The organism is Streptomyces canus (assembly GCF_041435015.1).
Classification (GTDB): domain Bacteria; phylum Actinomycetota; class Actinomycetes; order Streptomycetales; family Streptomycetaceae; genus Streptomyces; species Streptomyces canus_G.
Map to the genome: position 1 here is coordinate 8436375 of NZ_CP107989.1, position 22354 is coordinate 8458728.

Sequence of the window (22354 nt, forward strand, 5' to 3'; positions counted from 1 at the left end):
GTCGACGCTTGATGTGAGGCTGTTTCCCATGTTCGATCCGGTCATAGCGCCCAGCGGTACGCTGCTCGGCCTGCTCCAGCGGGGCCGCGGCGACGGCACACTGCACGCGCTCACCGCCCCGCGCGCCGAGGCGCTCGCGGCCCTGAATCACTGCGTGCTGCGCGATCCCCGCCACGACTGGCAGGTGGAGAACCGCTCGCTGTACTACGCCCGTCTCTTTCTCGACCTCAACGGTGAGCTGGACGAGATCGAGTCGCACCTCTTCGAGGTGGACGACGTCTTCGACACCGAGGAGTCGCGCACAGGCCTCGCCCTGGCCGTCCTCGGTCACCTCGCCTCCTACGGCAGGCGGGACGCGCTCGAACTGCTGCGCAGGTACGCCGCCTCGGGCTCCAACTGGGCCTGGGCCCTGGACGAACTGGCGCTGCGGGACGACGACGCCGGTCTGCGCGCCCTCGCCGCGCCCGTACTCGCGCGCTTCGCCACCGATCCCGAGGGCGAGGCCGAGCTGGCCGCCGTCGTCCGCGACGCCTTCGAACCGAGGCCGTGGCGGCTGTGGGCCGACGACCCCCGCGAATCCGTCTCCACGCGTGTGCGTGCCGCTCAGGAGGCCGGCTGTTTCGACCGCTGGCAACGCCAGATGCGACCCGCCGGGCCCCGCCCCGGGTGGAGCGTGCAGGCCGTCTTCGAGTGGGCCCAGCAGGGCGTCGAGCGGGGCGCCGCGCTGCATGTGCCCGCCGCCCGCTGTCTGTCCGCCGTCGCGGGCCCCGAGGACGGGCCCGAGATCCTCGCGGCAGCCAAGGACGGCACCGACGGGGCCCGGGCGACCGCTCTGCGCTATCTCGCCGACAGCAATGATCCCGACGCCTTCGATCTGATCGAGCTGGCCGTCGTCACCGGCTCACCGGTCGTCGTGGAGGCCGCCCTCGACTCGTTCGAACGCATGCGCAGTATCGCCGCCGTCGACCGTGCGCGTGGCTGGGCCCGACGGCCCGATCCGCTGGGCGCCGCCGCCGGACGCATGCTCGCCTGTCTGGGCGGCGCCCAGGACCGGGACCTGGTGCTCGCGGCCCTCCGGGAGGCCGTACGGGGCGAGGGCCCCGACGCCCCCACCCTGTGGACCCTCGTCGACGGCACCGGACGCCTCGGCATCGCCTGCGCCGCGCCCGTGCTGCGCCACATCTACCGGGAGACGGCCTCCTCCCATCTCCGTGGCCGCGCCGCCCGTGCGCTCGCCGCCACCGACCCCTCCTTCGCCACCGGCTTCGCCGTCGAATGCCTCTGGGACTGCGAGGAGACCACCCGCGAGATCGCCGCCCGGCACGCCGAGACCGGAGACGCACGGGTCGTCGAGCGACTGCGCCGACTGGCCGCCGATCCGGCCGAGGAGGCCGAGGTCCAGACGGCCGTCCGCAGCCGTATCGGACCGGACACCGCGGCCATGTGACACCACCTCGGATGCGCACCCCCGGGCCCTGTCACACCCGCCCGGTGAACTCGGGGTGACTCGCGGGTCAGGTCGTCATGGACACGGCCTGACCTGCTCGGGTGTGCAGCGGAACGCTCACGGGACGTTCACCGCTCGCAAAGATCCACGTTGACGCGAGCACGTCCAGTGCGGCGAGAACTCCCCTATGCGTGTCGTCATAGTGACCGAATCCTTTCCCCCCGATGTGAACGGCGTGGCCCACTGCGCGCTCCAGACCGCCCGGCACCTCGTAGATCGCGGTCACCTTCCGCTCGTCGTCGCGCCGGCCACCGCGTCCGGCCCCGGGCACGCCGTGGACGCTCTCGCGCCGTGCCCCGTCGTCCGTGTCCCCTCCCTCCCCCTCCCGGGCTACCCCCAGGTCCGCGTAGCCCTCCCCAGCAGGCGCGTGGCCGCGGCGATCGCCGAGCACCGTGCCGATGTCGTCCACCTGGCCAGCCCCTTCGTCCTCGGCGTCCGCGGCATGGCCGCCGCCGCCCGGCTCGGCATCCCCGCCGTGGCCGTCTACCAGACCGACCTCGCCGGATACGCCCGCACCTACGTGCACGCGGGAGAAGCCGCCGCCTGGCGCCGTATCCGCTCCGTCCACGCCGCCGCCGACCTCACCCTCGCCCCGTCCAGCGCGTCCCTGCACGACCTCGAGGCGCACGGCGTGCCCCGGGTCAAGCTGTGGCCACGGGGCGTGGACACCGTCCGCTTCCGCCCCGACCTGCGCGACGAGGCGCTGCGCCGGCAACTCGCCCCGAACGGTGAGCTGATCGTCGGCTACGTCGGGAGGCTGGCGCCCGAGAAGCACATCGAGCTGCTGGCCGACGCGTGCCGTCTGGAGGGTGTCAAGGTCGTCGTGGTCGGCGACGGGCCGAGCCGGCCGAACCTGGAACAGGCCCTGCCCGGCGCGGTCTTCCTGGGCCGCCGTATGGGTGACGAACTGGCCCGGATCTTCGCCTCATTCGACGTCTTCGCGCACACCGGCCCCTTCGAGACCTTCTGCCAGACCGTGCAGGAGGCCATGGCGAGCGGTGTGCCCGTCGTCGCGCCCGCCGCCGGCGGTCCGCTGGACCTGGTCGCCCACGGGCGCACCGGGTTCCTCGTCCCTCAGCGCGATCCGGCTGCCGTACGGGACGCGGTGTGGTCCCTGGCCGCCGACCCCGAGATGCGCGCCTCGTTCGGAGTCACCGCGCGGGCCATGGTCGAGGGGCGCACCTGGGCGGCCGTCGGCGATCAGCTGATCGGCCACTACGCCGCCGTGCTCACCGGCCGGAAGACGGCGGTGGCGGCATGAGCGGACAGTCGCTGCGGATCGTCCGCCTCGCCAACTTCGTCGCTCCCGCCTCGGGCGGCCTGCGCACCGCATTGCGCGAGCTCGGCAAGGGCTACCAGGCGGCCGGACACGAGTCCGTGCTCATCGTGCCGGGTGAGCGCGCGAGCGACCGCCTGACCGAGCAGGGACGGATCATCACCCTGCCGGGCCCGCTGCTGCCCGGCACCGGCGGCTACCGCGTCCTCGCCGACAAGCGGCGCGTGGCCCGGGTCCTGGAGGAGCTCGCCCCCGACCGCCTGGAGGTCTGCGACCGTACGACCCTCAGGTGGACCGGCAAATGGGCCCGGCGCGCCCGCGTCCCCGCCGTGATGGTCTCCCACGAGACCGCCGACGGCGTGCTCCGCACCTGGGGCCTGCCGGAGGGAGCGGCCCGGCGGGCCGCCGACGCCCTCAACGTCCGTACGGCGCACACCTACGCGCGCGTGGTGTGCACCACGGAGTTCGCCGAGCGGGAGTTCGTGCGGATCGGCGCGCGCAATGTCGTACGGGCCCCTTTGGGCGTCGACCTGGTCGAGCGGCGCCCGGCGCTGCACGACGCGGGACTGCGGGCCCGCTACGCGCGCGAGGCCGAGACGCTCCTCGTGATCTGCACCCGGCTGTCCGTGGAGAAGCGGCCTGGCACCGCGCTGGACGCCGTGGAGGCGCTCGTACGACGCGGTCGGCGGGCGGTGCTCGTGGTGGCCGGGGACGGGCCGCTGCGGCCGCGCCTGGAGCAGCGGGCCCGGGAGCGCGGGCTGCCGGTCACCTTCCTCGGGCACGTCTCCGACCCCGGGTTGCTCGGCGCGCTCCAGGCCTCCGCCGACGTGTGCCTGGCTCCTGGGCCGGCCGAGACCTTCGGGCTCGCCGCGCTGGAGGCCATGGCGTGCGGTACGCCGGTGGTGGTGAGCGCCTCCTCCGCGCTGCCGGAGGTCATCGGATCGGCCGGGGCCGTCGCCGCCGACCGCGGGGAGGCCTTCGCGGACGCCGTGGACATGCTGCTCGAACGTCCCGAGGCCGAACGCCGCGGAATCGCACGCGCGCGTGCCGAGTGCTTTGGCTGGGACACGGCGGTGCGGGCGTTCCTCGCCGCGCACGACGCGGAGGTCTTCCTACGGCGCTCCGTGCCCGGAGGCGTGGCATGAGCGGGGGCGCGTCATGAGAGGCCTGCGCTTCGTCGCCCTCGGTGACTCGCTCACCGAGGGCGTGGGGGACCCGGTGGGGGACGGGTGGCGCGGCTGGGCCGCACTGCTCGCCGACGGGCTCTCCCCGGCGGGCGTGGACTTCACCAACCTCGCGGTGAGCGGAGCGCAGACCCGGGACGTGCTGGAACGGCAACTGCCCGAGGGGCTCGCGCTGCGGCCGGACGTCGTGTCCGTGGTCGTCGGCGTCAACGACACGCTGCGCTGCACCTTCGACATCCACGCCGTGGCCACCCGGCTCGACGCGGTCTACGCGGCCTTTCGCGCCCAGGGCGCTGTGCTGCTGACGGCGTGTCTGCCGGACCCGGGCACGATGCTTGGTCTGCCCGGGGCGTTGGCGCGGCCGCTGGCTCGGCGGCAGCGGGCGGTGAACGCCGTGGTGCACGCCCTGTCCGAGCGGTACGGAGCCCTGCACCTGCACGCCGCTGAGGGGGCCTGGACCACCGAGCGTGCGATGTGGAGCGCGGACCGGTTGCACCCCAGCGAGCGAGGGCACCGGCAACTGGCCGTGCGCTTCCATGAGGTGCTGGTGGAACGGGCGGTCGCGTCCGGAGCGGCGCCCTCGGCCGAGCCGGAGTTTCCCGTGCCCACCAAGTCGGCGAGTCTGTGGTGGCTGGCCACGGCGGGGACCGGGTGGGTGGTGCGGCGGTGTACGGATCTGCTGCCGCAGTTGGTGACGTTGGCCGTGGACGAGATGCGGCACCGCGCGCGGGGGACGAGCGGGCGGCTCGACCTGCGGGCCGCGCACGCGGTGGCCATGGCGTTGGCCGCGCTGTCGGTGGCGTCGGGGGAGCAGCAGGTGGAGGCGGCTTGAGCGGACCGGTGGATGCGGGCGCGTCGTGGACGGCTGCGCCGTTTCGCCCCTGCGGGCCGATACCTCTAGCGCCTACGTACCTCTGTGAAGCGCATAGCGCCTACGTATCTCTGTGAAGCGAACCGGAGTCCCCGGTACCGCCTGGGCTGCCGCCGGGAGGTCTGTCTCGCGGACCACTCCGATCACCGGGTAGCCGCCGGTGGTCGGGTGGTCGGCCAGGAAGACCACCGGCCTGCCGTCGGGGGGCACCTGGACGGCGCCCAGGACCATGCCCTCGCTGGGGAGTTCGCCTTTGAGTCTCCGCTCCAGGGCGGGCCCCTCCGTGCGCAGGCCGATGCGGTTGCTCGCCGAGGACACCTGGAATGGGCGGGAGGTGAAGGCCCGTACCGCTTCCGGGGTGAACCAGTCGTCCCGGGGGCCCAGCGTGACGCGCAGGACGAGTTCCGCGGGGGGTGCCGGCTGCGGCGCCGTGTCCACGCGCGGGTGGAGGGAGTTCGGGGCGCCCAGGGGCAGTACCGCGCCGTCCGTGAGGGGGGCCGGGCCCAGGCCCGACAGGAGGTCGGTGGAGCGGCTGCCCAGGACCGGCTCCACGGTGATTCCACCGGAGACGGCCACATAGCTGCGCAGTCCTGAGACGGCCGTGCCGACGGTCAGCAGTGCTCCGGCCGGCACATGCACGGGTGCGCCCCAGGCTGCCGGGCGGCCGTCCACCGACACCCTGCAGGGGGCTCCCGTCACGGCCACGGTGACCGTCGAACGGGGGCGTACCGCACAGCCGTTGAGAGTGGTCTCCAGGACGGCTGCCTCGGGGCGGTTGCCGACCAGACGGTTGGCGAGCGCCGCGGCGGGGCCGTCGAGGGCGCCCGAGAGGGGCACACCGAGGTGGGCGTGGCCCGGGCGGCCCAGGTCCTGGACCGTGGTCAGGGCTCCGGACCGGACGACGGAGAGGGCGCGGTCCGTCATGCCGCACCCACGAAGCGCACCCGTGTACCCGGAGCCAGCAGCGCGGCCGGCACGCGCGTGTGGTCCCACAGCACGGCGTCCGTGGTCCCGATGAGCTGCCAGCCGCCCGGCGACGAACGCGGATAGACGCCGGTGTACGGGCCCGCGAGCGCCACCGAGCCCGCCGGGACGGCCGTACGAGGGGTGGCCCGGCGTGGGACGTCATAGCGGGAGGGCAGGCCGGTGAGGTAGCCGAAGCCGGGGGCGAATCCGCAGAAGGCGACGGTGAATTCGGTGCCGACGTGGATGCGGGCCACCTCCTCGGGGGAGACACCCCAGTGCGCGGCAACGTCGGCCAGGTCGGGACCGTCGTAGCGGACCGGGAGTTCGATGACCGCACGCGCGCGCGGGGGAGCGGGCGGTACGTCGGAGGCGGTGAGTTCGGCGGCCAGGCGGGCCGGGTCGGCGAGGCCGTCGAGGAGGACCGTGCGGGCCGCGGGGACGATCTCGCGGACGGACAGCGAGCCCTCCGCGCGGCGCCGCACCAGCTCCGCGTGCAGCGCCTGGGCCTCGTCGCCGGAGGACACCTCGACGAGCAGGGCGGCGTCTCCGACCTGCAGTGCCCTCATACGAAGGCCTCCACCCGGACGCCCGACGTCTCCAGACGCTGCCGCACCCGGCGGGCCAGCTCCACCGCGCCCGGCGTGTCCCCGTGCAGGCACAGGGAACGCGCTTCGACCTCGATGCGGGCGCCCGAGCGGCTGGTGACCACGCGGTCCCGGGCCAGGCCGAGCGAGCGTGCCACGACCGCTTCCGGATCGGTGACCACGGCACCCTCCTGGCTGCGCGGGACCAGCGTGCCCTCCTCGGTGTACGCGCGGTCCGCGAAGGCCTCCGTGACGCTCTCCAGGCCCGCCTTGCCGGCTGCCTCCAAAAGGCGTGAGCCGGGCAGGCCCAGCACGGGCAGCGTGGCGTCCGCGAGGAGCACGCCGTCGACGACCGCGGCGGCCTGCTCCTCGTCGTGGACGACCCGGTTGTAGAGCGCGCCGTGCGGCTTGACGTACGACACGCGCGTGCCCGCCGCCCGGGCGAAGACCTCCAGGGCGCCGATCTGGTAGGCCACTTCGGCCGTCAGTTCGGCGGACGGCACGTCCATCGTGCGCCGCCCGAACCCCGCCAGGTCCCGGTAGGAGACCTGCGCGCCGATCCGGACCCCGCGCACGGCCGCCAGCTCGCACACCCGTCGCATGGTGGCCGCGTCCCCGGCGTGGAACCCGCAGGCCACGTTGGCGCTGGTGACAACGGACAGCAGTTGCTCGTCGTCGGTCAGCCGCCAGCGGCCGAAGCCCTCGCCGAGGTCGGCGTTGAGATCGATCGTCGTCATGGGAACTTCGCGTCTCCTTCTCGGGCCATTCGGTACTGCTCGTCCTCAGGCCACTCGGTACTGCTCGTCGCGGGCGTCCGTCAGGAACATCTGGCCGGGTGCGTGGGTGAGGGCGAACGGCGGGCGCGAGGCCATCACCGCGGCCTGCGGGGTCACTCCGCAGGCCCAGAACACCGGGATGTCGTCCGGTTCGGCGTCCACCGGATCGCCGAAGTCGGGGCGGTCGAGGTCGTCGATGCCGAGCGCCGAGGGATCGCCGCAGTGCACGGGGCTTCCGTGCACCGCCGGGAGCAGGCTGCTCTCCCGCAGCGCGGCCGCCAGGTGTTGCGGCGGCACCGGACGCATGGACACCACCATGGGGCCGTGCAGCCGCCCCGCGGGACGGCACTGTCGACTGGTCACGTACATGGGAACGTTCCGGCCCTGCTCAATGTGCCGGATCGGGACGCCCGCCCCGGAGAGTGCCCACTCGAAGGTGAAACTGCACCCGATCAGGAACGAAACGAGGTCGTCGCGCCAGTGCGCGCGCACGTCCGTCGGCTCGTCCACCAACTCGCCGTTCTCCCATACCCGGTAGCGGGGGAGATCGGTGCGCAGATCGGCGCCGTCCGCGAGGACGGTGGTCCAGTCACCGGCGTCCGTGACGTCGAGGACCGGGCAGGGCTTGGGGTTGCGCTGGCAGAACAGCAGCATGTCGTACGCCCAGTCGGCGGGCACCGAGATCAGGTTGACCTGGGTGTGGCCGGCCGCGACTCCGGCGGTGGGGCCTGTCAGGCCCGCGCGGATGCGGGTACGCGCCTGGGCTGGGCTCCACGCGTGCGCGTGCTCGTCCACCAGGGTGAGGGGGCGGTCTTCCGTCAGGGTGAGGGGGCGGTCTTCCGTACGGTTCACGCGAGTTCCTTCCCACGGGTCTCGGGCAGCCCGAGCAGGGCCAGTGCGGCGATGCCGTAGCCGATGGCGCCGAACACCAGCGCCCCGCCCACACCCCAGCTGTCGGCGAGGAAGCCGACGGTGGTGGGGAAGACCGCGCCGACCGCGCGGCCCGCGTTGTATGTGAAGCCCTGTCCCGAACCGCGCACCGCCGTCGGGTACAGCTCGCTCAGATAGGACCCGAAGCCGCTGAAGATCGCCGACATGCAGAACCCGAGGGGGAACCCGAGGACCAGGAGCCAGGTGTCGGCTCCGCTGGGGATGTTGCCGTACGCCACGATGCAGACGGCCGACAGCAGGGCGAAGAGCCAGATGTTGCGCCTCCGGCCCAGGCGGTCGGTGAGGTAGCCGCCGGTCAGATAGCCGAGGAAGGCGCCGGAGATCAGGAAGGTCAGATAGCCGCCGGTGCCGACGACCGACAGTCCGCGGTCGCTCTTGAGGTACGTCGGAACCCAGGTGGCGAGCGTGTAATAGCCGCCCTGGACTCCGGTGGACAGCAGCCCCGCGAAGATCGTCGTACGCAGCAGGTCCGGCTTGAAGATCGCCGCGAACGAGCCCTTCCCGGCACTCTTCTCGCGCACCGCGATCGCCTCGGGGGCGTCCTGGACCTGGCGCCGCATCCAGACGACCAGCAGCGCGGGCAGCGCGCCGGTCCAGAACATCACACGCCAGGCCATGTCGGCGTCGAAGACCGAGAAGACCAGCGTGTACACGATCGCGGCCAGTGCCCAGCCCACGGCCCAGGAACTCTGGATCGCGCCCAGGGTGCGGCCCCGGTGCTTGGCGCTCGCGTATTCGGCGACCAGGATCGCGCCCACCGCCCACTCGCCGCCGAACCCGAGGCCCTGGAGGGCGCGGAAGACCAGCAGTGACTCGAAGTTGGGCGCGAAGCCGCAGGCCACGGTGAAGATCGCGTACGTGACCACTGTGATCATCAGCGCCCGGACCCGGCCGGCCCGGTCCGCCAGCACCCCTGCCAGGGCTCCGCCGATGCCGGAGGCCAGCAGGGTGACGGTGGTGAAGAGACCGGTCTGGCCGCTGTCCAGGCCGAAGTAGGCGGCCAGCGCGACCATGCTCAGCGGGAGCGTGAAGTAGTCGTAGGAGTCGAGGGCGTAGCCGCCGAACGCGCCGGCGAAGGCGCGACGGCCGCGCGGACCGAGTGCGCGGTACCAGCCCAACGCCCCGTCTTCGGCGGGGCGTTCGGTTGCTGTGGGGTGATCGGTCAGGGCCTGTGGGGGCGGGGTCGTGCTCATGAGCACCTCGCAGAAGGGGGGACGGAGGATGCGGAGCTGGGCCGTGCAGTGAGAGCAACGTAGAGGATCGTTCAACGATCCTTCAATACCCGTGTTGTTTCGTTCTCGTGTCTGCGGTTGAATTCCGGGCATGGCAGAGCAGCTGAGCGGACTGGCCGACGACCGTGCCCTCCTGGGCCGTACGAGCACGGCCGAGCGGGTCTCGGACATCCTCAGAAGTCGCATCGCCGAGGGGTATTTCCCGCCAGGGACCCGGCTGTCGGAGGACAGCATCGGAGGGGCACTGGGTGTGTCCCGCAACACACTGCGCGAGGCGTTCCGCCTGCTCACGCACGAGCGCCTGCTCGTCCACGAGTTGAACCGAGGCGTGTTCGTCCGGGTCCTGGCCGTCGAGGACGTGGAGGACATCTACCGGACCCGCGCCCTCGTGGAGTGCGCCGTCGTCCGCGGGCTGGGCGAGCCTCCGTACGCCCTGGACGCGCTTGCCGAGGCGGTCGTGGAGGGGCAGCGGGCGGTACGCGAAGGTGACTGGAAAACGCTGGGCACGGCCAACATCCACTTCCACCGGGAACTCGTCGCCCTCGCGGGCAGCGACCGCACCGACGAACTGATGCGCAGCGTCTTCGCCGAACTGCGGCTCGCCTTCCACGTCGCGGACGACCCCAAGGCCCTCCACGAGCCCTACCTGGCCCGCAATCAGCAGATCCTGGGAGCTCTTCAGGCTGGTGACAAGGATGAGGCCGAAAAGCTGCTGGCGGTGTATCTGCGCGACTCGCTGGAACGAGTGGTCGATGTCTACCTGCGCAGGGTGAGCGCCCCGTAGGGGCGCGGGGAGCTGCGCGACAAGCCACCACCGGCCTGCCGACGCAACACAACCGGTGGTCCCTCGTTCAACCGCCGGAGGCGATCCGCGCCGTTTGGGGAGTTGTCAGACCGAGGACCTAGTCTGTGCACCGTGACTTCGCCTGCGACGACGGACAGCGTTCCGCCCCAGTTCAGCGCGGGGCCGCGCCCCGCACCGGGCCCGGCCGCCGACGAGGGACTGGCGCGGCGGCTGCGCGCGCTCGCCTGCACCGCGCCGCTGCACGACCTCGACACCCGCAAGGCCAATCTCGCCGGTGAGTACTCGGTGTACGGCATGGCGGAAGTGGCCCTCTCCGCCATCGACCTGGTCACCCTGAACATGGACTTCGACACCGGCGCAGACCATGACCAGATAGTCGCCCGCCTCATCCCGCGTATCGCCGCCCAGGCCCCGCAGCGGCCCGTGGCCGAGCATGAGCGCGTGGCCCGCTGGGTCCTGGAGAATCTGATCAACGTCGGCAGTGTTGATCGCGGTTTTCGCGCGGTTTACGGCACTTTCGCACCGGACGGGACCTATGTCCGGCGTGACTACGACTTCAAGCTGATCGAGGAAGTGCCCGGGCCCGGCGGCTCGGTGTACCTCCGCACCACGGACGAAGCGGTCAACGTCCTCGTCGGTGCCCTCGACACGGACGTCACCAGCGCCCAGATCGCCGCCGAGGTCAAGCTGGAGGTGCTGATCAGCCGCGGCCGTCTCGCCGACGCCCAACTCGCCGCCGAGCAGGCCCGGTACCGGACCGTGCAGTACTCCGAGACCCTGCGCAGGGCACTGGACGCCACCCGCCGCAATGTCCGGGCCGTCGACTGGCTCAACGCCGTGCCCGACATGATCGCCGAGGCCCTCGACCACGTCGCCGACCGGTACCGCCACGAGAACGCCATCCTGACCAACATCCGCAAGGCGCGGGACGAGTCCGAGGACGCCGAACAGAAGCGGCGGGCCGCCGAGCTCGTGGACATCGTCAAAGACTGCATCCGGCGCCACACCCAGCTCCAGTCCCGACTCCTCGAAGCGGGGCCACTGTTCCGCGCCGAACAGGACCGGCAGGCCTTCGCCACGCCGATGACGACGTCGGGAATCGATCTGTACGGCCACCTCGTCGCGCCGGTGCTGCCGCTGCCGCTGGAGCAGGCCACCCGGGTCACCGACGCGTTCTTCGCGCGCGGGACCGGCATGCGCACGCCGGTGTCGGTCCGGGTGGGCGATCTCGTCGACATACTGCTGACGCCGCCGATGGAGCGGGAGCACCTGGGCGCGGAGATGCCGGAGCCGGACCTCATCGCCACGCCGGACGACAGCCGGTTCAGCGAGGAGCAACTGGCGTCCGCGAAGGAGCTGCTGGACCTCCCGGCCGACGCCCCGCGACGACTCTCGGGACTGCTCGCGCAGGCCCGCAGAACCGGCGGCTTCGATCTGGCCTACCTGGTCGCCCTGTTGGCGGTTCACGCGGCGAGCCCCGCCGTCGGCACCGCCTACCGCCAGGGCGAGGAGAAGCTGCTCTTCGCGGTGGACGACGGGACGGAACTGGACGATCCGGACTTCGGTGGTGCCGACCTCATCGTCGGCACCGCCCTGCTGGACGCCGTCGGGATGGCGGCGGACCGGACGGAAGCAGCATGAGTGAGCAAGAGCGTGACAAGGAGCCCAAGCCGTGAATGAGCATGTCGAGTGGAGCGACACGGAGGTCCCCACCCCGTCGGCGCCCGCCGCCGTCACCCCGGCCGACGCCGCCGACGCCGCTCGGCTCGTCGCCTTCGGACTGCAGCCCAAACTGCAGCCCGCGCGGGACCAGGAGTACGCCGAACTGCTGCGGCGCTACCGGGAGGACTCCCCGTTCGCGCGGCTCGCCGACGCCGTCGCCGCCGGGCTCGGGCTGGTCGTCCTCGAAGTGTCCCCCCGCGCGGGCATGGCCGTGACCGCCGCCGAGGACTCCGTGTTCGCCGTTCGTATGGGGGACTACGCGCGTCGTACGTCCGCCGACGGCGGGGACCGGTTCCTGCACGGCCTCGCCCATCTCGCCGTGGCCGCCATGGCGTTCCCCCGGCCCGAGGACCTCGCCGACGACGGATACATCGGGCGCGTCTCGGTCAACGGCGTCGACGCCTTCGTACGGCAGGCCTGCCGACGGCTGGAGGAGCGGGCCGAGGAGGTCGGTGAGAACACCGACCCGGCCACGGACGCGCCGGGCCTCGAGGCGGCCTGGCGGATCTGGGCCAGACGCAGCGCGGCCGGCGCGACCAAGGACGCGCGCCGGCTCGCCGGGTCCACGACCGGCATCGTGGGCAAGGCCGCCGCCTTCCTCACCGAATCCGGGTTCCTGCAGCGCACCGGGGACGACAACGGCGGTACCTACCGGACCACGGCTCGTTACCAGCTCCAGGTGCGGGACATGGCCGGAAGTGCCGCCATGGCCGAGCTCCTCGAACTGGGTGTCGTCCCGGTCACCGACGGCACGCCGACCCTGCTGCCCGCCGAGGACCGCGACGACCTGGAGCTGGCGGCCGATGCCGGGCTGCCGTTCCACTCCTGAACTTCCCTGCCCTGCCGAAGACTTACGAGAGTCCGCCATGTACGAGCTGTCCCGGGTCCGCCTCTACTCCATCGGTCCTGCCGGTGCGCGCTACGCCGACACCGTGCTTGACCTGCGCGGCGTCGGCGCGGAAGTGCCCGACCCCGCGCCCACGCAGGCGGAGTTCTTCGAGGAGGAGCCCGTCGGCCCGCCCCGCCGGCCCGCCCCGGCCGGGGTGCTCTTCCTGGAGAACGGCGGCGGCAAGTCGGTGCTGCTCAAGCTGATCTTCTCGGTGATGCTGCCGGGCCACCGGAACACGCTCGGCGGTGCCAGCTCCGGTGTGCTGCGGAAGTTCCTGCTGGCGGACGACTGCGGGCACGTGGCCCTGGAGTGGCAGCACACCCTCACCGGCGAGTGCGTCGTCGTCGGCAAGGTGAGCGAGTGGCGGGGGCGCCAGGTCTCCAACGACCCGCGGAAGTTCGCCGAGGCCTGGTACTCGTTCCGGCCCGGACCGGGGCTCAGCCTCGACAACCTGCCCGTCGCCGAGTCCACCGCCGTACGGCCGCCCGCCGAGGGCCAGTCGGCCGCACAGGGCCGTCGCCGGACCATGAAGGGCTTCCGGGACGCCATCACCGAGGCGGGCAAGGCGTATCCGCATCTGGAGGTGCACTGGGAGGAGATCCACGACCGGTGGATCGAGCATTTGGGCGACCTCGGCCTTGACCCCGAACTGTTCCGCTATCAGCGGGAGATGAACGCCGACGAGGGCGAGGCCGCCGGCCTCTTCGCGGTGAAGAAGGACTCCGACTTCACCGACCTGCTGCTGCGTGCGGTGACCGACACCCGCGACACCGACGGGCTCGCCGACCTGGTCGGCGGATTCGGCAACAAGCTGGGGCGACGCGCCGAACTGATCGCCGAACGGGACTTCACCGCGGGGTCCGTGGACCTGCTGGGCCGGATCGTCGAGGCCGCCGAGGCGCGCTCACGCGCGCGCGACATCCACGCGGGCGCCGAACGCCGTACGCGGACACTGGCCCGACGGCTGTCCGCGCGGGGCGTCCAGGAGCGGGTGCGGGCCGGTGACCTCGCCCAGCGGGTCACCGCCGCCGCGTACGCCGTCACACACGCCGAGGCGGGCCGGGAGCGCAGTGCGCTGATCGCCGCCGAACTCGCCTACCGGCACGCCTCCCTGGCGCTCGCCGCCGCCGAGAAGTCGGCCGCCGCCCAGAAGCGCGAACTCGCCGAAGCGCGCACGCTGCACTCCGCCTGGCAGGCCGCCGAGGCCGTCCTGCGCCACCGTGCCGCAGCCGACCGGATCGCGCGCGTGGCCGCCGCCATCCAGGAGGCCGAGCGGGACGCGGCGCCCGCGCTCGCCGCCCGGGCCAAGGCCGCCGTCGACCTCGTCCGGGCCCTGCACGCGGCCGCCGAGAGCGCCGAGGCCCTCGCCAACGAAGGGGAGGAGCGGTCCGCCGCCCTTCAGGAGGTCGGCGAGTCCGCGTACCGGGACTCCACCTCGGCCGCGACCGAGGCGCAGCGCGCCCGCAGCGAGATCGGGCATCTGCGCCAGCGGCTGAGCGAGGTCGAGCAGGAGACCGCCGAGGCGGTCCGCGCGGGCTGGCTCGACGACAGCGCGCCCGACGCCGACCCCGCGCGCGCGGCCCTCGCCGCGAGCGACGCCGAGAAGACCGCCGTCGCCGCCTGGGACACCGCCCGCGAGGCCTCACACCGAGCCGCCGAGCACGCGCGGGAGGCAGCCTCCGCCGAATCCCGCGCGGAACTCACGGCCGCTCGCGCGGAGGACGCGGCCACCGCGGCCGCGCGGTCCTACGAGGCCGAGCGGCGGCTCGCCGAGGGGCTGGCCGGCGAGGATCGGCTGGCGGAGATCCTGAGCCTGACCGGGGCCGTCGGGGGAGTGCCCGGCCCGCGGACGGCGGCCGAGGGCACGAAGCCGAACGGTGCGGCCGGGCGCGAGGGTGCCGGTGCCGGACAGGGCACCGACCCGCACGCCGGCTCCCCGGGTGCTTTCGCCGACGACGGTCTGAACCCCGAGGACCTCGACCGTTTCGCCGACGAACTGCGGGAACTGCTCGACGACTCCGTCTCCTCCGCCGAACGCCAGCTCTTCGAGCTGCGTACGGCCGCCGCGGACGATTCACGCATCCTCGGCGCGCTCGGTGACGGCGGGCTGCTGCCGCCGGGACCGGACGTGCTGGCCACGGTCGAGTTCCTCGGTGAGAACGGCATCCCCGCCCTGCCCGGCTGGCGCTATCTCGCCCAGGCCGTCGACCCCACCGACCACGCGCGCGTGCTGGCCGCAAGGCCGGAACTGGTCGACGGCGTGATCATCACCGACCCCGACACGCACGCACGCGCCCGCGAGGTCCTGAACGACGCGGCACTGCTGCCCCGGTCCGCCGTCGCCGTGGGTACGGCGGCTGCCCTCCTCGCGCCCACTCCGGCCCCCGAGTCGGACAGCGGGGCCGTCTTCCTCGTACCGCCGAACCCGGCCATGCACGACGAGCATGCCGCCGACGAGGAGCGGCAGGCGCTGCGCGCGCGTGCAGGCGAGCGGGACGAGGAGATCCGGTCGCTCGCGGCCCGCCTCGCCAAGGACCGTGAACTGTCCGCCCGGCTCGCCTCCTGGCGTACCGGCTGCCCGGCCGGCCGCCTCGTCGAGCTGGCGCAGGCCGCCCGGGACACACGCGCCTTCGCCGAGGAGGCGGAGGCCGAACTGGCCGAGGCGCGCACCGTGCGGGCCGAGGCCGACGAAGCCGCCGCCGAGGCCGCGCAGACGCGCGACGAGCGGCAGGAAGCCGCACAGAAGGCGCGGCGCGCCGCCGACGCCCTCGCCGGGCTGGCCTACCGACTGCGCGAACGGGCCGGCTGGCAGGTCAAACTGCGCGAACTGGCCGACGAGGCCACCGAGTCGGAGGCCCGCGCCCAGACCTGTCTGGAGCGGGCCCGCGCCGCCGACGAGGACCGGCGCGGTGCCCAGCGGGCCGCCGACGACGCCCGTCGCACCGCCCGTGCGCTGCGCGCCGAGCGCGCCGAGATCGCGGGGGCCCCCGACGACGTACCGGACAGCGACTCGGAGGCCGCCAAGGCATCCCTGCCCGCGCTCCGCGAGGCCTATCGGGCCGCCTCCCAGCTGTACGAGAAGGTGGGTGTCGGTGCCGACCTGCGGGCCGAACAGGCTCGGGCGGAGAGCGACGAGAGCGCGGCCCTGGCCGAACTGGACCGGCTGAGCAACAAGGTCCGCACGCGCGCGGCGCAGCTGCTCCAGTCGCCCGACGGGTCCGACGGGCCCTCCCGGCAGGCCGCGGCTGCCCGTGCGGAGGAGCTGGTGCAGCTCCTGGAGACCCGTGTGTCGACCGCGAGCGAGCAGCTCGGGCGGTTGCGCGGCGAGGCCGAGCGGCACGCCCCCGAGGACGGCGAGGCGCACACTGAGCTGTCGCCGGAGCTGGAGCCGCGCGACGCCGAGCACGCACAGGCGCTGCTGCGCACGGCCACCGCCGAACTCGCCTCCCGCACCGAGGCGTTGGCGCAGGCCCGGGAGGCACACGCGGAGCTGCTCGGCGCCCACCGGGCCGCCGAGGACGCGGCGGGCGGCTTCGACGAGATCGCCGCGATGCTCCGCGACCTGCTGCGCGAGCACCACATGGAGGACGAGCAGGAGGAAGCGGAGCCGTATCCGGGCAGCCCCGAGGAAGCCCGTCAAGCCGCCGCCGAGGCCCGCCGGTCGCTGCGTGGCTGCGCCGCCGACCTCTCCGCCGCGGAGGCCGCCGTGCGCGAGGCGAGCGACGTACTCGTCCGGCACGCCAACTCCACGCGCTACGAGCAGGTCCGCACTCCCGCACGGCAGCAGATCCGCGAGCTGCCCGCGTCCGCGCTGCCCGAGCACGCACAGAAGTGGGCGGATGCCTTCGCGCCCCGACTCCGGGTGCTGACCGACGAGTTGGCCCAACTGGAGCGGAACCGGGACTCGATCGTGGACCGGCTGCGGGGGCTCGTGGAGTCCGCCCTGGCCACGCTCAGGTCGGCCCAGCGGCTGTCCCGGCTGCCCGAGGGGCTCGGCGAGTGGTCCGGGCAGGAGTTCCTGCGGATCCGCTTCGAGGAGCCCGACCAGGCGACACTGACCGAGCGGCTCGGCGAGGTCATCGACGAGGCGACCCGGGCCGCGGTGAAGAAGAACTCCGACCTGCGGCGGGACGGAATGTCCCTGCTGCTGCGGGGAGTCGCGGCAGCGCTGCAGCCCAAGGGCGTGGCCGTGGAGATCCTCAAACCGGACGCCGTGCTGCGTGCCGAGCGCGTGCCCGTCGGGCAGATGGGCGATGTGTTCTCCGGCGGCCAGCTCCTCACCGCGGCCATCGCGCTGTACTGCACGATGGCGGCCCTGCGCTCCAACGACCGGGGCCGGGACAAGCACCGGCACGCCGGCACGCTGTTCCTGGACAATCCGATCGGCCGCGCCAACGCGACCTATCTGCTGGAGCTCCAGCGGGCGGTGTCGGACGCGCTGGGTGTCCAACTCCTTTACACCACAGGCCTGTTCGACACGACCGCACTCGCAGAGTTCCCGCTGGTCATCCGCCTGCGCAACGACGCGGACCTCAGGGCCGGCCTGAAGTACATCAGCGTGGAGGAACACCTCCGCCCGGGCCTGCCTCAGCAGCCCCAGGCGGGGGAGGCGGTACGCAGCGAGATCACGGCGACCCGGATGTTCAAGCGTCCGGCGCCGGTCACTCCGTAAGGAGGCTCAGCCGCCCGTAAGGAGGCTCAGCCGCTCAGGAGTGGGACAGCCGCCCTGTGCCGCCTTGTCGCCGTATGCGCTCCTGCGTCCGCTCGGCAACACGCGCCTGCCGCCGGGCCTTGCGCCGCTCACGCCGCAGTGCGCGCGCCGTGCTGCTCGGGGTCGACACGACGCCGTGGCGCTGGTTCCACACCTGGCGGGTCACCCAGACGTCCAGGGCGCCCCAGGTGGCCACCACGGTGCTGGCCACACTGCTGAGCACCATCGGGAACGCCAGCCAGGAGCCGGCCAGGGTGCACAGGAAGGCCACCATCGCCTGGAGCAGGGTCACGGCGATGATGAGCACCGCCCGCACCGCGGACGTCCGCACCGGATCCGGCAGCCGACGCCTGCGTGCGGGTTCCTCGACCCACAATGGCCGGTACGGCTCCTCCCGGGCCGCACCGCGTCCGCTCGGCGCGTCCGACCCCGCCGGTATGTCGAGAGCCCGCGCTTCGGGGCGCCGTGACGCCGTCGGACTCGCCGTCTTCACGCCGCTTCCCGGCGCCTCCTGCCGTTCCGCCGTCCCCATCACCGTGTCACTCCCCACCGCCGGCAGACCTTTCGTCCCGGTGTCTGTGGACCGGGCTTCAAGGTGGCTGCCCGGCTTGCGCTGCTTTACGCCGCCCAGTTGCAGATGCGGCTCCTGTGGCCGAATCCACCGCCATTTCCCGAAGGGAAGGACGAACAAGACCTCTTCAAGATTCCCGCACGACGTCAAAGAAACGAAAAAATCCAGCCAACCACCCACCCTGGCCGATCGGTTCCGGTCGGACGCGGACCACCTGATCGCAGGAGGCAATCTCCCGCAATGGGAGGACAACTCCCCATGTCGCGATACCAGAGCGGAAGTTCGGGTTCCGGACGCAACTTCGAGTTACGTGTGCGTCGGTAGTAGGCTCGCGCCGTTTGTTGACGTACATGTGTACCCCCGGCCGGCGGGGGTCGAGCTGGGGGAGGCCATGCGCTTTCGCGGGAAGTCGATCCGCCGGAAGATCGTGGCGCTGCTTCTCGTGCCGCTGGTGTCCCTGATCGCGGTGTGGGGCTTCGCCACGGTACTGACGGGACGTGAGGTCGCCCAGCTGTTCCAGGTGTCGACCGTCACGGAGAAGCTCGGTTATCCCATCGAGGACACCGTGCGCGTGCTCCAGCAGGAACGGCGCCAGACGCTTGTCTATCTGGCTGATCCGCGCGCGTCGGACGCCCTGTCCGCGCTGCGCAGCACGAGGAACGCCTCCGACGACGCCATCGCCAAGTTCCGGCAGAACGCGCGCGATCCCGATGCCCGCGACGGACTGGACCAGGACGACGACGAACGCCTCACCGCCGTCCTGGACGCGTTCGACGGCATCGACTCACTGCGCCGCAGCGTCGAGGAGGGCACGGTCACCCGCCTCCAAGCGTTCGACCAGTACAACCGCCTCGTCGACCCCGCCTACGCCCTGCTCGCCACCCTCGACGGCGTCGACAGCGTCGAGTTGGACAAGCAGGCACGAGCTCTGGTCAACGTCACCCGGGCCCGCGAACTGCTCTCCCGCGAGGACGCCCTGCTCGGCTCCGCCCTGGTGGTGGGCAAGCTCACTCGCGACGAGATCCGGGATGTCTCCGACCTCGTCGCGCAGCGGACCCTGCTGTACGACATCAACCTGGGAGTGCTGCCGACGTCGGAACGCGAGCGGTACGAGCGCTTCTGGAAGAACGCCGGAACCGCCCCGCTGCGCTCCGCGGAGCAGTCCGTCGCCGGTGCCGATCCCGGCGCCGACGGCGACATCAGCGCCAAGAGCTGGGACGCCGCCGCGGGCAGTGTGCTCGACGAACTCGCCAAGCTCGACGACCAGGCCGGCGACCGCCTTCAGGACCGTGTCCGGCCGGACGCGATGGGCGTGATCATCAAGGCGGCCGTCGTCGGCGTTCTCGGCCTGGTCGCCCTGCTCTTCTCGCTCGTGCTGTCCGTGCGCGTCGGCCGCACCCTCATCCGCGACCTGAGGCAACTGCGCCTGGAGGCCCACGAGGCCTCCGGCGTACGGCTGCCCAGCGTGATGCGCCGGCTCTCCGTGGGCGAACAGGTGGACGTCGAGACCGAGGTCCCGCGCCTGGAGTACGACAAGAACGAGATGGGTGAGGTCGGCCAGGCCCTCAACACCCTCCAGCGCGCGGCCGTCGAAGCCGCCGTCAAGCAGGCAGAGTTGCGCGCCGGGGTCTCCGAGGTCTTCGTCAACCTCGCCCGCCGCAGCCAGGTCCTCCTGCACAAGCAGCTCACGCTGCTCGACACCATGGAGCGCCGCACCGAGGACACCGACGAGCTCGCCGACCTCTTCCGCCTCGACCACCTGACCACCCGTATGCGCCGGCATGCCGAGGGTCTGGTGATCCTCTCCGGTGCGGCCCCCTCCCGGCAGTGGCGCAAACCAGTCCAGCTCATGGACGTCGTCCGCGCCGCCGTCGCCGAGGTCGAGGACTACGAGCGCATCGAGGTCCGCAGGCTGCCCAGGGTGGCCGTGACCGGGCCGGCCGTCGCGGACCTCACACATCTCGTGGCCGAACTCCTGGAGAACGCCACGGTGTTCTCCCCGCCGCACACCGCCGTCCAGGTCCTGGGCGAGCGCGTCGCCAACGGCTTCACCCTGGAGATCCACGACCGCGGACTCGGCATGGCAGCCGACGCGCTGCTGGACGCCAACCTCCGGCTCGCCGAGACACCGGAGTTCGAGCTCTCCGACACCGACCGGCTGGGTCTGTTCGTGGTCAGCCGGCTCGCCCAGCGGCAGAACGTCAGGGTCTCGCTGCAGCCTTCGCCGTACGGCGGCACGACGGCTGTCGTCTTCATTCCCGACGCGCTGCTGACCGACGACGTCCCGGACACCAACGGCATCGGCTTCCGTCTCGACCGCCCCCGGCCGTCGAAGGAGGCCGAACTGGACGAGGCCCAGCGCGTCTCGCTCACCCGGGGACCGGCCCAGCTGGCGGGCAGGCCGCCCGCGATCCTGGACGGCCCGGTCGAACTGGAGGCTCCTGTCGACCTGGACGCCCTGAACGACTTCCCGGGTGTGCTCGACTCCGACGACAGCGAGCGTGGCGGACTGTTCCGCCCGCGCCGCTCCCTGGCCCAGGTCGACGACGAAGCCCCGGGAACCGACGGGGCAGACATCGGCGACGGCGGCCCGGACGCCCCGGTGTCGCTGTCCCGCCGCCGCACTCCCAAGCTGGTCACCTCCCACGGGCGTCCGGTCACTGACGAGCGGACGGGACGCGAGGAGACGGACGAGCCACCGGCGATCGGACCGGGCACGTCCCGGCCGCACACGGCCCCCTCGGCCGGGCAGGGGCCCGCGCGCTCCGAACCTCCCACGCTGCCGAGCCGCCGTCGCGCCGCGGCCCTGCGCCGGGGCACCGGCGTGGCAGACCGCCTCGACGAGCTGACGGAATCACCGACCTCCTCGGCATCCCCGAGCCGTGAACCCGGCGGGCCGTCCGGCGCTCCGGTCCTGCCCCGACGCACCCGGCGCGCCGAAATCGCGTCCAGCGGCACGGGCCCGGACTCGGGCGACTCCGCCACCGGCGACACCGACAGGCCGGACACGCCCGCACTTGGCCCCGTCGCGTCCGCACCGGGCGCCCTCGGCAGGGGCGGCCCCGCAGACTCCGCCCCGGACGGCGTCGTACGTCCCGGCTGGGGCGAGTCCGTCCGCGGCGCCTCCGGTTCGGGCAGGCCGCCCCTCGGCGCCGCACGTGGGTCCCAGGACGCCGCGTCCGGCACCGCCCCGCTGCCCCGCCGTGTAAGGCAGGCCAACCTGGCTCCCCAGCTCAAGCAGGCTCCGGAGCGGCGCCCCCAGAACCAGGCGGAGCCCACCGAACGGGACGCCGACGAGGTACGCAGCCGCATGGCCTCGCTCCAGCGCGGCTGGCAGCGTGGCCGTGAGGAGAACGCCGTGGGCGACGACACGCCAGGCGGCACAGCACCACAACGAACGACTAAGGGGGACGGTCGATGACCGCACCGAAGGCGACCGACAAGTCCGGCGAGCTGAACTGGCTCCTCGACGACCTGGTGGACCGCGTCGCGAGCATCCGCAAGGCCCTGGTGCTCTCCAGCGACGGCCTCCCGACCGGCGTGTCCAAGGACCTGACCCGCGAGGACAGCGAGCACCTCGCCGCCGTGGCGTCCGGGTTCCACAGCCTCGCCAAGGGGGTGGGACGGCATTTCGAGGCGGGAAACGTCCGGCAGACGGTCGTGGAACTGGACGACGCCTTCCTGTTCGTGACGGCCGCCGGTGACGGCAGCTGCCTCGCCGTCCTCTCGGACGCCGATTCGGACGTGGGCCTCGTCGCGTACGAGATGACGCTCCTGGTCAAGCGGGTCGGTGTGCATCTCGGTGCCGCCCCGCGCACCGATCTGCCTCAGGGCGGGTAGTGAGATGGCATGAGCACAGAAGGTCAGGGAAGAAGCCACTGGTTCGACGACGAGGCCGGACCGGTGGTCCGTCCGTACGCCATGACACGCGGCCGTACCACGAGTGCCGGGCAGCACCGTCTCGACCTCATCGCGGTCGTCGTGGCCGAATCCCATACGGACGATCCCGAAGGGGACCACTCGCTGTCCCCCGAGCACGTGGACATCGTCGACCTGTGCCGGGACACCCCCCAGTCGGTCGCCGAGCTGTCCTCCGAACTGGACCTGCCCATCGGGGTCGTACGGGTCCTCATAGGCGACCTCGTGGCCTCGGAGTGGGTCCATGTGAACCGGCCGGTGCCGCCCGCCGAGCTTCCGGACGAGAGCATCCTGCGTGACGTGATCAACGGCCTCAGAGCCCTGTGACCGTCCGGCCCGCCCTCCCGGGGGCCGCTCCGGCGGTGCCGCGAGACGCGCACGGACGGCGTCG

Annotated in this window: 17 protein-coding genes; 11 read left to right on the forward strand and 6 right to left on the reverse strand. The window is 72.7% G+C overall.

The features are described 5' to 3' along the window. Positions 1–28: 28 nt before the first annotated feature. The 4 genes from OG841_RS38560 to OG841_RS38575 all read left to right on the forward strand — a co-directional run bounded on the left by OG841_RS38560 (position 29) and on the right by OG841_RS38575 (position 4799). Entirely contained in the window at positions 29–1447 is a 1419-nt protein-coding gene (locus OG841_RS38560) for a HEAT repeat domain-containing protein (protein WP_328637163.1), read from the forward strand. Between the two features lie 187 nt (positions 1448–1634). Continuing rightward, the gene (locus OG841_RS38565) at positions 1635–2768 is read left to right on the forward strand and encodes a glycosyltransferase family 4 protein (RefSeq protein WP_328637162.1); all 1134 of its coding nucleotides are present in this window, start codon (positions 1635–1637) and stop codon (positions 2766–2768) included. Further along, positions 2765–3928, forward strand: a complete 1164-nt coding sequence (locus OG841_RS38570) for a glycosyltransferase (RefSeq protein WP_328637161.1) — start codon at positions 2765–2767, stop codon at positions 3926–3928. The genes OG841_RS38565 and OG841_RS38570 overlap by 4 nt, the downstream gene beginning before the upstream one ends. 13 nt (positions 3929–3941) lie before the next feature. Beyond that, a complete protein-coding gene (locus OG841_RS38575) occupies positions 3942–4799 on the forward strand; it encodes an SGNH/GDSL hydrolase family protein (protein WP_328637160.1) in 858 nt (285 codons plus the stop codon). A gap of 72 nt (positions 4800–4871) precedes the next feature. Here OG841_RS38575 and OG841_RS38580 read toward each other — a convergent pair whose 3' ends face one another. Genes OG841_RS38580 through OG841_RS38600 form a run of 5 tightly spaced genes read right to left on the reverse strand, consistent with a single transcriptional unit; the run spans position 4872 to position 9308 of the window. Then, complete coding sequence (locus OG841_RS38580; protein WP_328637159.1) at positions 4872–5762, reverse strand: biotin-dependent carboxyltransferase family protein; 891 nt, start codon at positions 5760–5762, stop codon at positions 4872–4874. Next, positions 5759–6370, reverse strand: a complete 612-nt coding sequence (pxpB, locus tag OG841_RS38585) for a 5-oxoprolinase subunit PxpB (RefSeq protein WP_328637158.1) — start codon at positions 6368–6370, stop codon at positions 5759–5761. The genes OG841_RS38580 and pxpB overlap by 4 nt, the downstream gene beginning before the upstream one ends. Further along, complete coding sequence (locus OG841_RS38590) at positions 6367–7125, reverse strand: LamB/YcsF family protein (RefSeq protein ID WP_328637157.1); 759 nt, start codon at positions 7123–7125, stop codon at positions 6367–6369. The genes pxpB and OG841_RS38590 overlap by 4 nt, the downstream gene beginning before the upstream one ends. Positions 7126–7170: 45 nt before the next feature. Beyond that, positions 7171–8016 carry a putative hydro-lyase gene (locus tag OG841_RS38595; RefSeq protein WP_328637156.1) on the reverse strand — a complete coding sequence of 282 codons (846 nt, stop codon included), beginning with the start codon at positions 8014–8016 and terminating at the stop codon, positions 7171–7173. Beyond that, the gene (locus OG841_RS38600; protein WP_328637155.1) at positions 8013–9308 is read right to left on the reverse strand and encodes an MFS transporter; all 1296 of its coding nucleotides are present in this window, start codon (positions 9306–9308) and stop codon (positions 8013–8015) included. Before OG841_RS38600 ends, OG841_RS38595 begins: the two co-directional genes overlap by 4 nt. Before the next feature lie 130 nt (positions 9309–9438). On the opposite strand from OG841_RS38600, the gene OG841_RS38605 reads away from it, so the two are divergent. The 4 genes from OG841_RS38605 to OG841_RS38620 all read left to right on the forward strand — a co-directional run bounded on the left by OG841_RS38605 (position 9439) and on the right by OG841_RS38620 (position 17435). After that, on the forward strand, positions 9439–10131 hold the full coding sequence (locus OG841_RS38605) for a GntR family transcriptional regulator (RefSeq protein ID WP_057614090.1): 693 nt from the start codon (positions 9439–9441) through the stop codon (positions 10129–10131). 132 nt (positions 10132–10263) lie between these two features. Continuing rightward, positions 10264–11793 (forward strand): hypothetical protein, encoded by a 1530-nt coding sequence (locus tag OG841_RS38610; protein WP_328637154.1) that lies wholly within the window; start codon positions 10264–10266, stop codon positions 11791–11793. A gap of 31 nt (positions 11794–11824) precedes the next feature. Next, complete coding sequence (locus tag OG841_RS38615; RefSeq protein WP_328637153.1) at positions 11825–12703, forward strand: hypothetical protein; 879 nt, start codon at positions 11825–11827, stop codon at positions 12701–12703. A gap of 37 nt (positions 12704–12740) precedes the next feature. Further along, a complete protein-coding gene (locus OG841_RS38620; RefSeq protein ID WP_371568960.1) occupies positions 12741–17435 on the forward strand; it encodes a hypothetical protein in 4695 nt (1564 codons plus the stop codon). 34 nt (positions 17436–17469) lie between these two features. Here the strand turns inward: OG841_RS38620 and OG841_RS38625 are convergent, their stop codons facing one another. After that, on the reverse strand, positions 17470–18006 hold the full coding sequence (locus OG841_RS38625) for a hypothetical protein (RefSeq protein ID WP_328637151.1): 537 nt from the start codon (positions 18004–18006) through the stop codon (positions 17470–17472). Positions 18007–18436: 430 nt separating this feature from the next. Here OG841_RS38625 and OG841_RS38630 point away from each other — a divergent pair, with 430 nt between their 5' ends. The 3 genes from OG841_RS38630 to OG841_RS38640 are packed head-to-tail and all read left to right on the forward strand — an operon-like array spanning position 18437 to position 22290. After that, entirely contained in the window at positions 18437–21466 is a 3030-nt protein-coding gene (locus OG841_RS38630) for a nitrate- and nitrite sensing domain-containing protein (protein WP_365119853.1), read from the forward strand. Then, the gene (locus tag OG841_RS38635; RefSeq protein ID WP_057614086.1) at positions 21463–21885 is read left to right on the forward strand and encodes a roadblock/LC7 domain-containing protein; all 423 of its coding nucleotides are present in this window, start codon (positions 21463–21465) and stop codon (positions 21883–21885) included. Before OG841_RS38630 ends, OG841_RS38635 begins: the two co-directional genes overlap by 4 nt. Before the next feature lie 9 nt (positions 21886–21894). Continuing rightward, entirely contained in the window at positions 21895–22290 is a 396-nt protein-coding gene (locus OG841_RS38640; protein ID WP_328637149.1) for a DUF742 domain-containing protein, read from the forward strand. The last annotated feature ends 64 nt before the right edge of the window (positions 22291–22354 follow it).

Excerpts from the sequence above, each read along its gene's own strand:
- OG841_RS38560 (WP_328637163.1), top strand. The coding sequence starts at position 29 with ATGTTCGATCCGGTCATAGCGCCCAGCGGTACGCTGCTCGGCCTGCTC.
- OG841_RS38565 (WP_328637162.1), top strand. The coding sequence starts at position 1,635 with ATGCGTGTCGTCATAGTGACCGAATCCTTTCCCCCCGATGTGAACGGC.
- OG841_RS38570 (WP_328637161.1), top strand. The coding sequence starts at position 2,765 with ATGAGCGGACAGTCGCTGCGGATCGTCCGCCTCGCCAACTTCGTCGCT.
- OG841_RS38575 (WP_328637160.1), top strand. The coding sequence starts at position 3,942 with ATGAGAGGCCTGCGCTTCGTCGCCCTCGGTGACTCGCTCACCGAGGGC.
- OG841_RS38580 (WP_328637159.1), bottom strand. The coding sequence starts at position 5,762 with ATGACGGACCGCGCCCTCTCCGTCGTCCGGTCCGGAGCCCTGACCACG.
- pxpB (WP_328637158.1), bottom strand. The coding sequence starts at position 6,370 with ATGAGGGCACTGCAGGTCGGAGACGCCGCCCTGCTCGTCGAGGTGTCC.
- OG841_RS38590 (WP_328637157.1), bottom strand. The coding sequence starts at position 7,125 with ATGACGACGATCGATCTCAACGCCGACCTCGGCGAGGGCTTCGGCCGC.
- OG841_RS38600 (WP_328637155.1), bottom strand. The coding sequence starts at position 9,308 with ATGAGCACGACCCCGCCCCCACAGGCCCTGACCGATCACCCCACAGCA.
- OG841_RS38605 (WP_057614090.1), top strand. The coding sequence starts at position 9,439 with ATGGCAGAGCAGCTGAGCGGACTGGCCGACGACCGTGCCCTCCTGGGC.
- OG841_RS38620 (WP_371568960.1), top strand. The coding sequence starts at position 12,741 with ATGTACGAGCTGTCCCGGGTCCGCCTCTACTCCATCGGTCCTGCCGGT.
- OG841_RS38625 (WP_328637151.1), bottom strand. The coding sequence starts at position 18,006 with ATGGGGACGGCGGAACGGCAGGAGGCGCCGGGAAGCGGCGTGAAGACG.
- OG841_RS38630 (WP_365119853.1), top strand. The coding sequence starts at position 18,437 with ATGCGCTTTCGCGGGAAGTCGATCCGCCGGAAGATCGTGGCGCTGCTT.
- OG841_RS38635 (WP_057614086.1), top strand. The coding sequence starts at position 21,463 with ATGACCGCACCGAAGGCGACCGACAAGTCCGGCGAGCTGAACTGGCTC.
- OG841_RS38640 (WP_328637149.1), top strand. The coding sequence starts at position 21,895 with ATGAGCACAGAAGGTCAGGGAAGAAGCCACTGGTTCGACGACGAGGCC.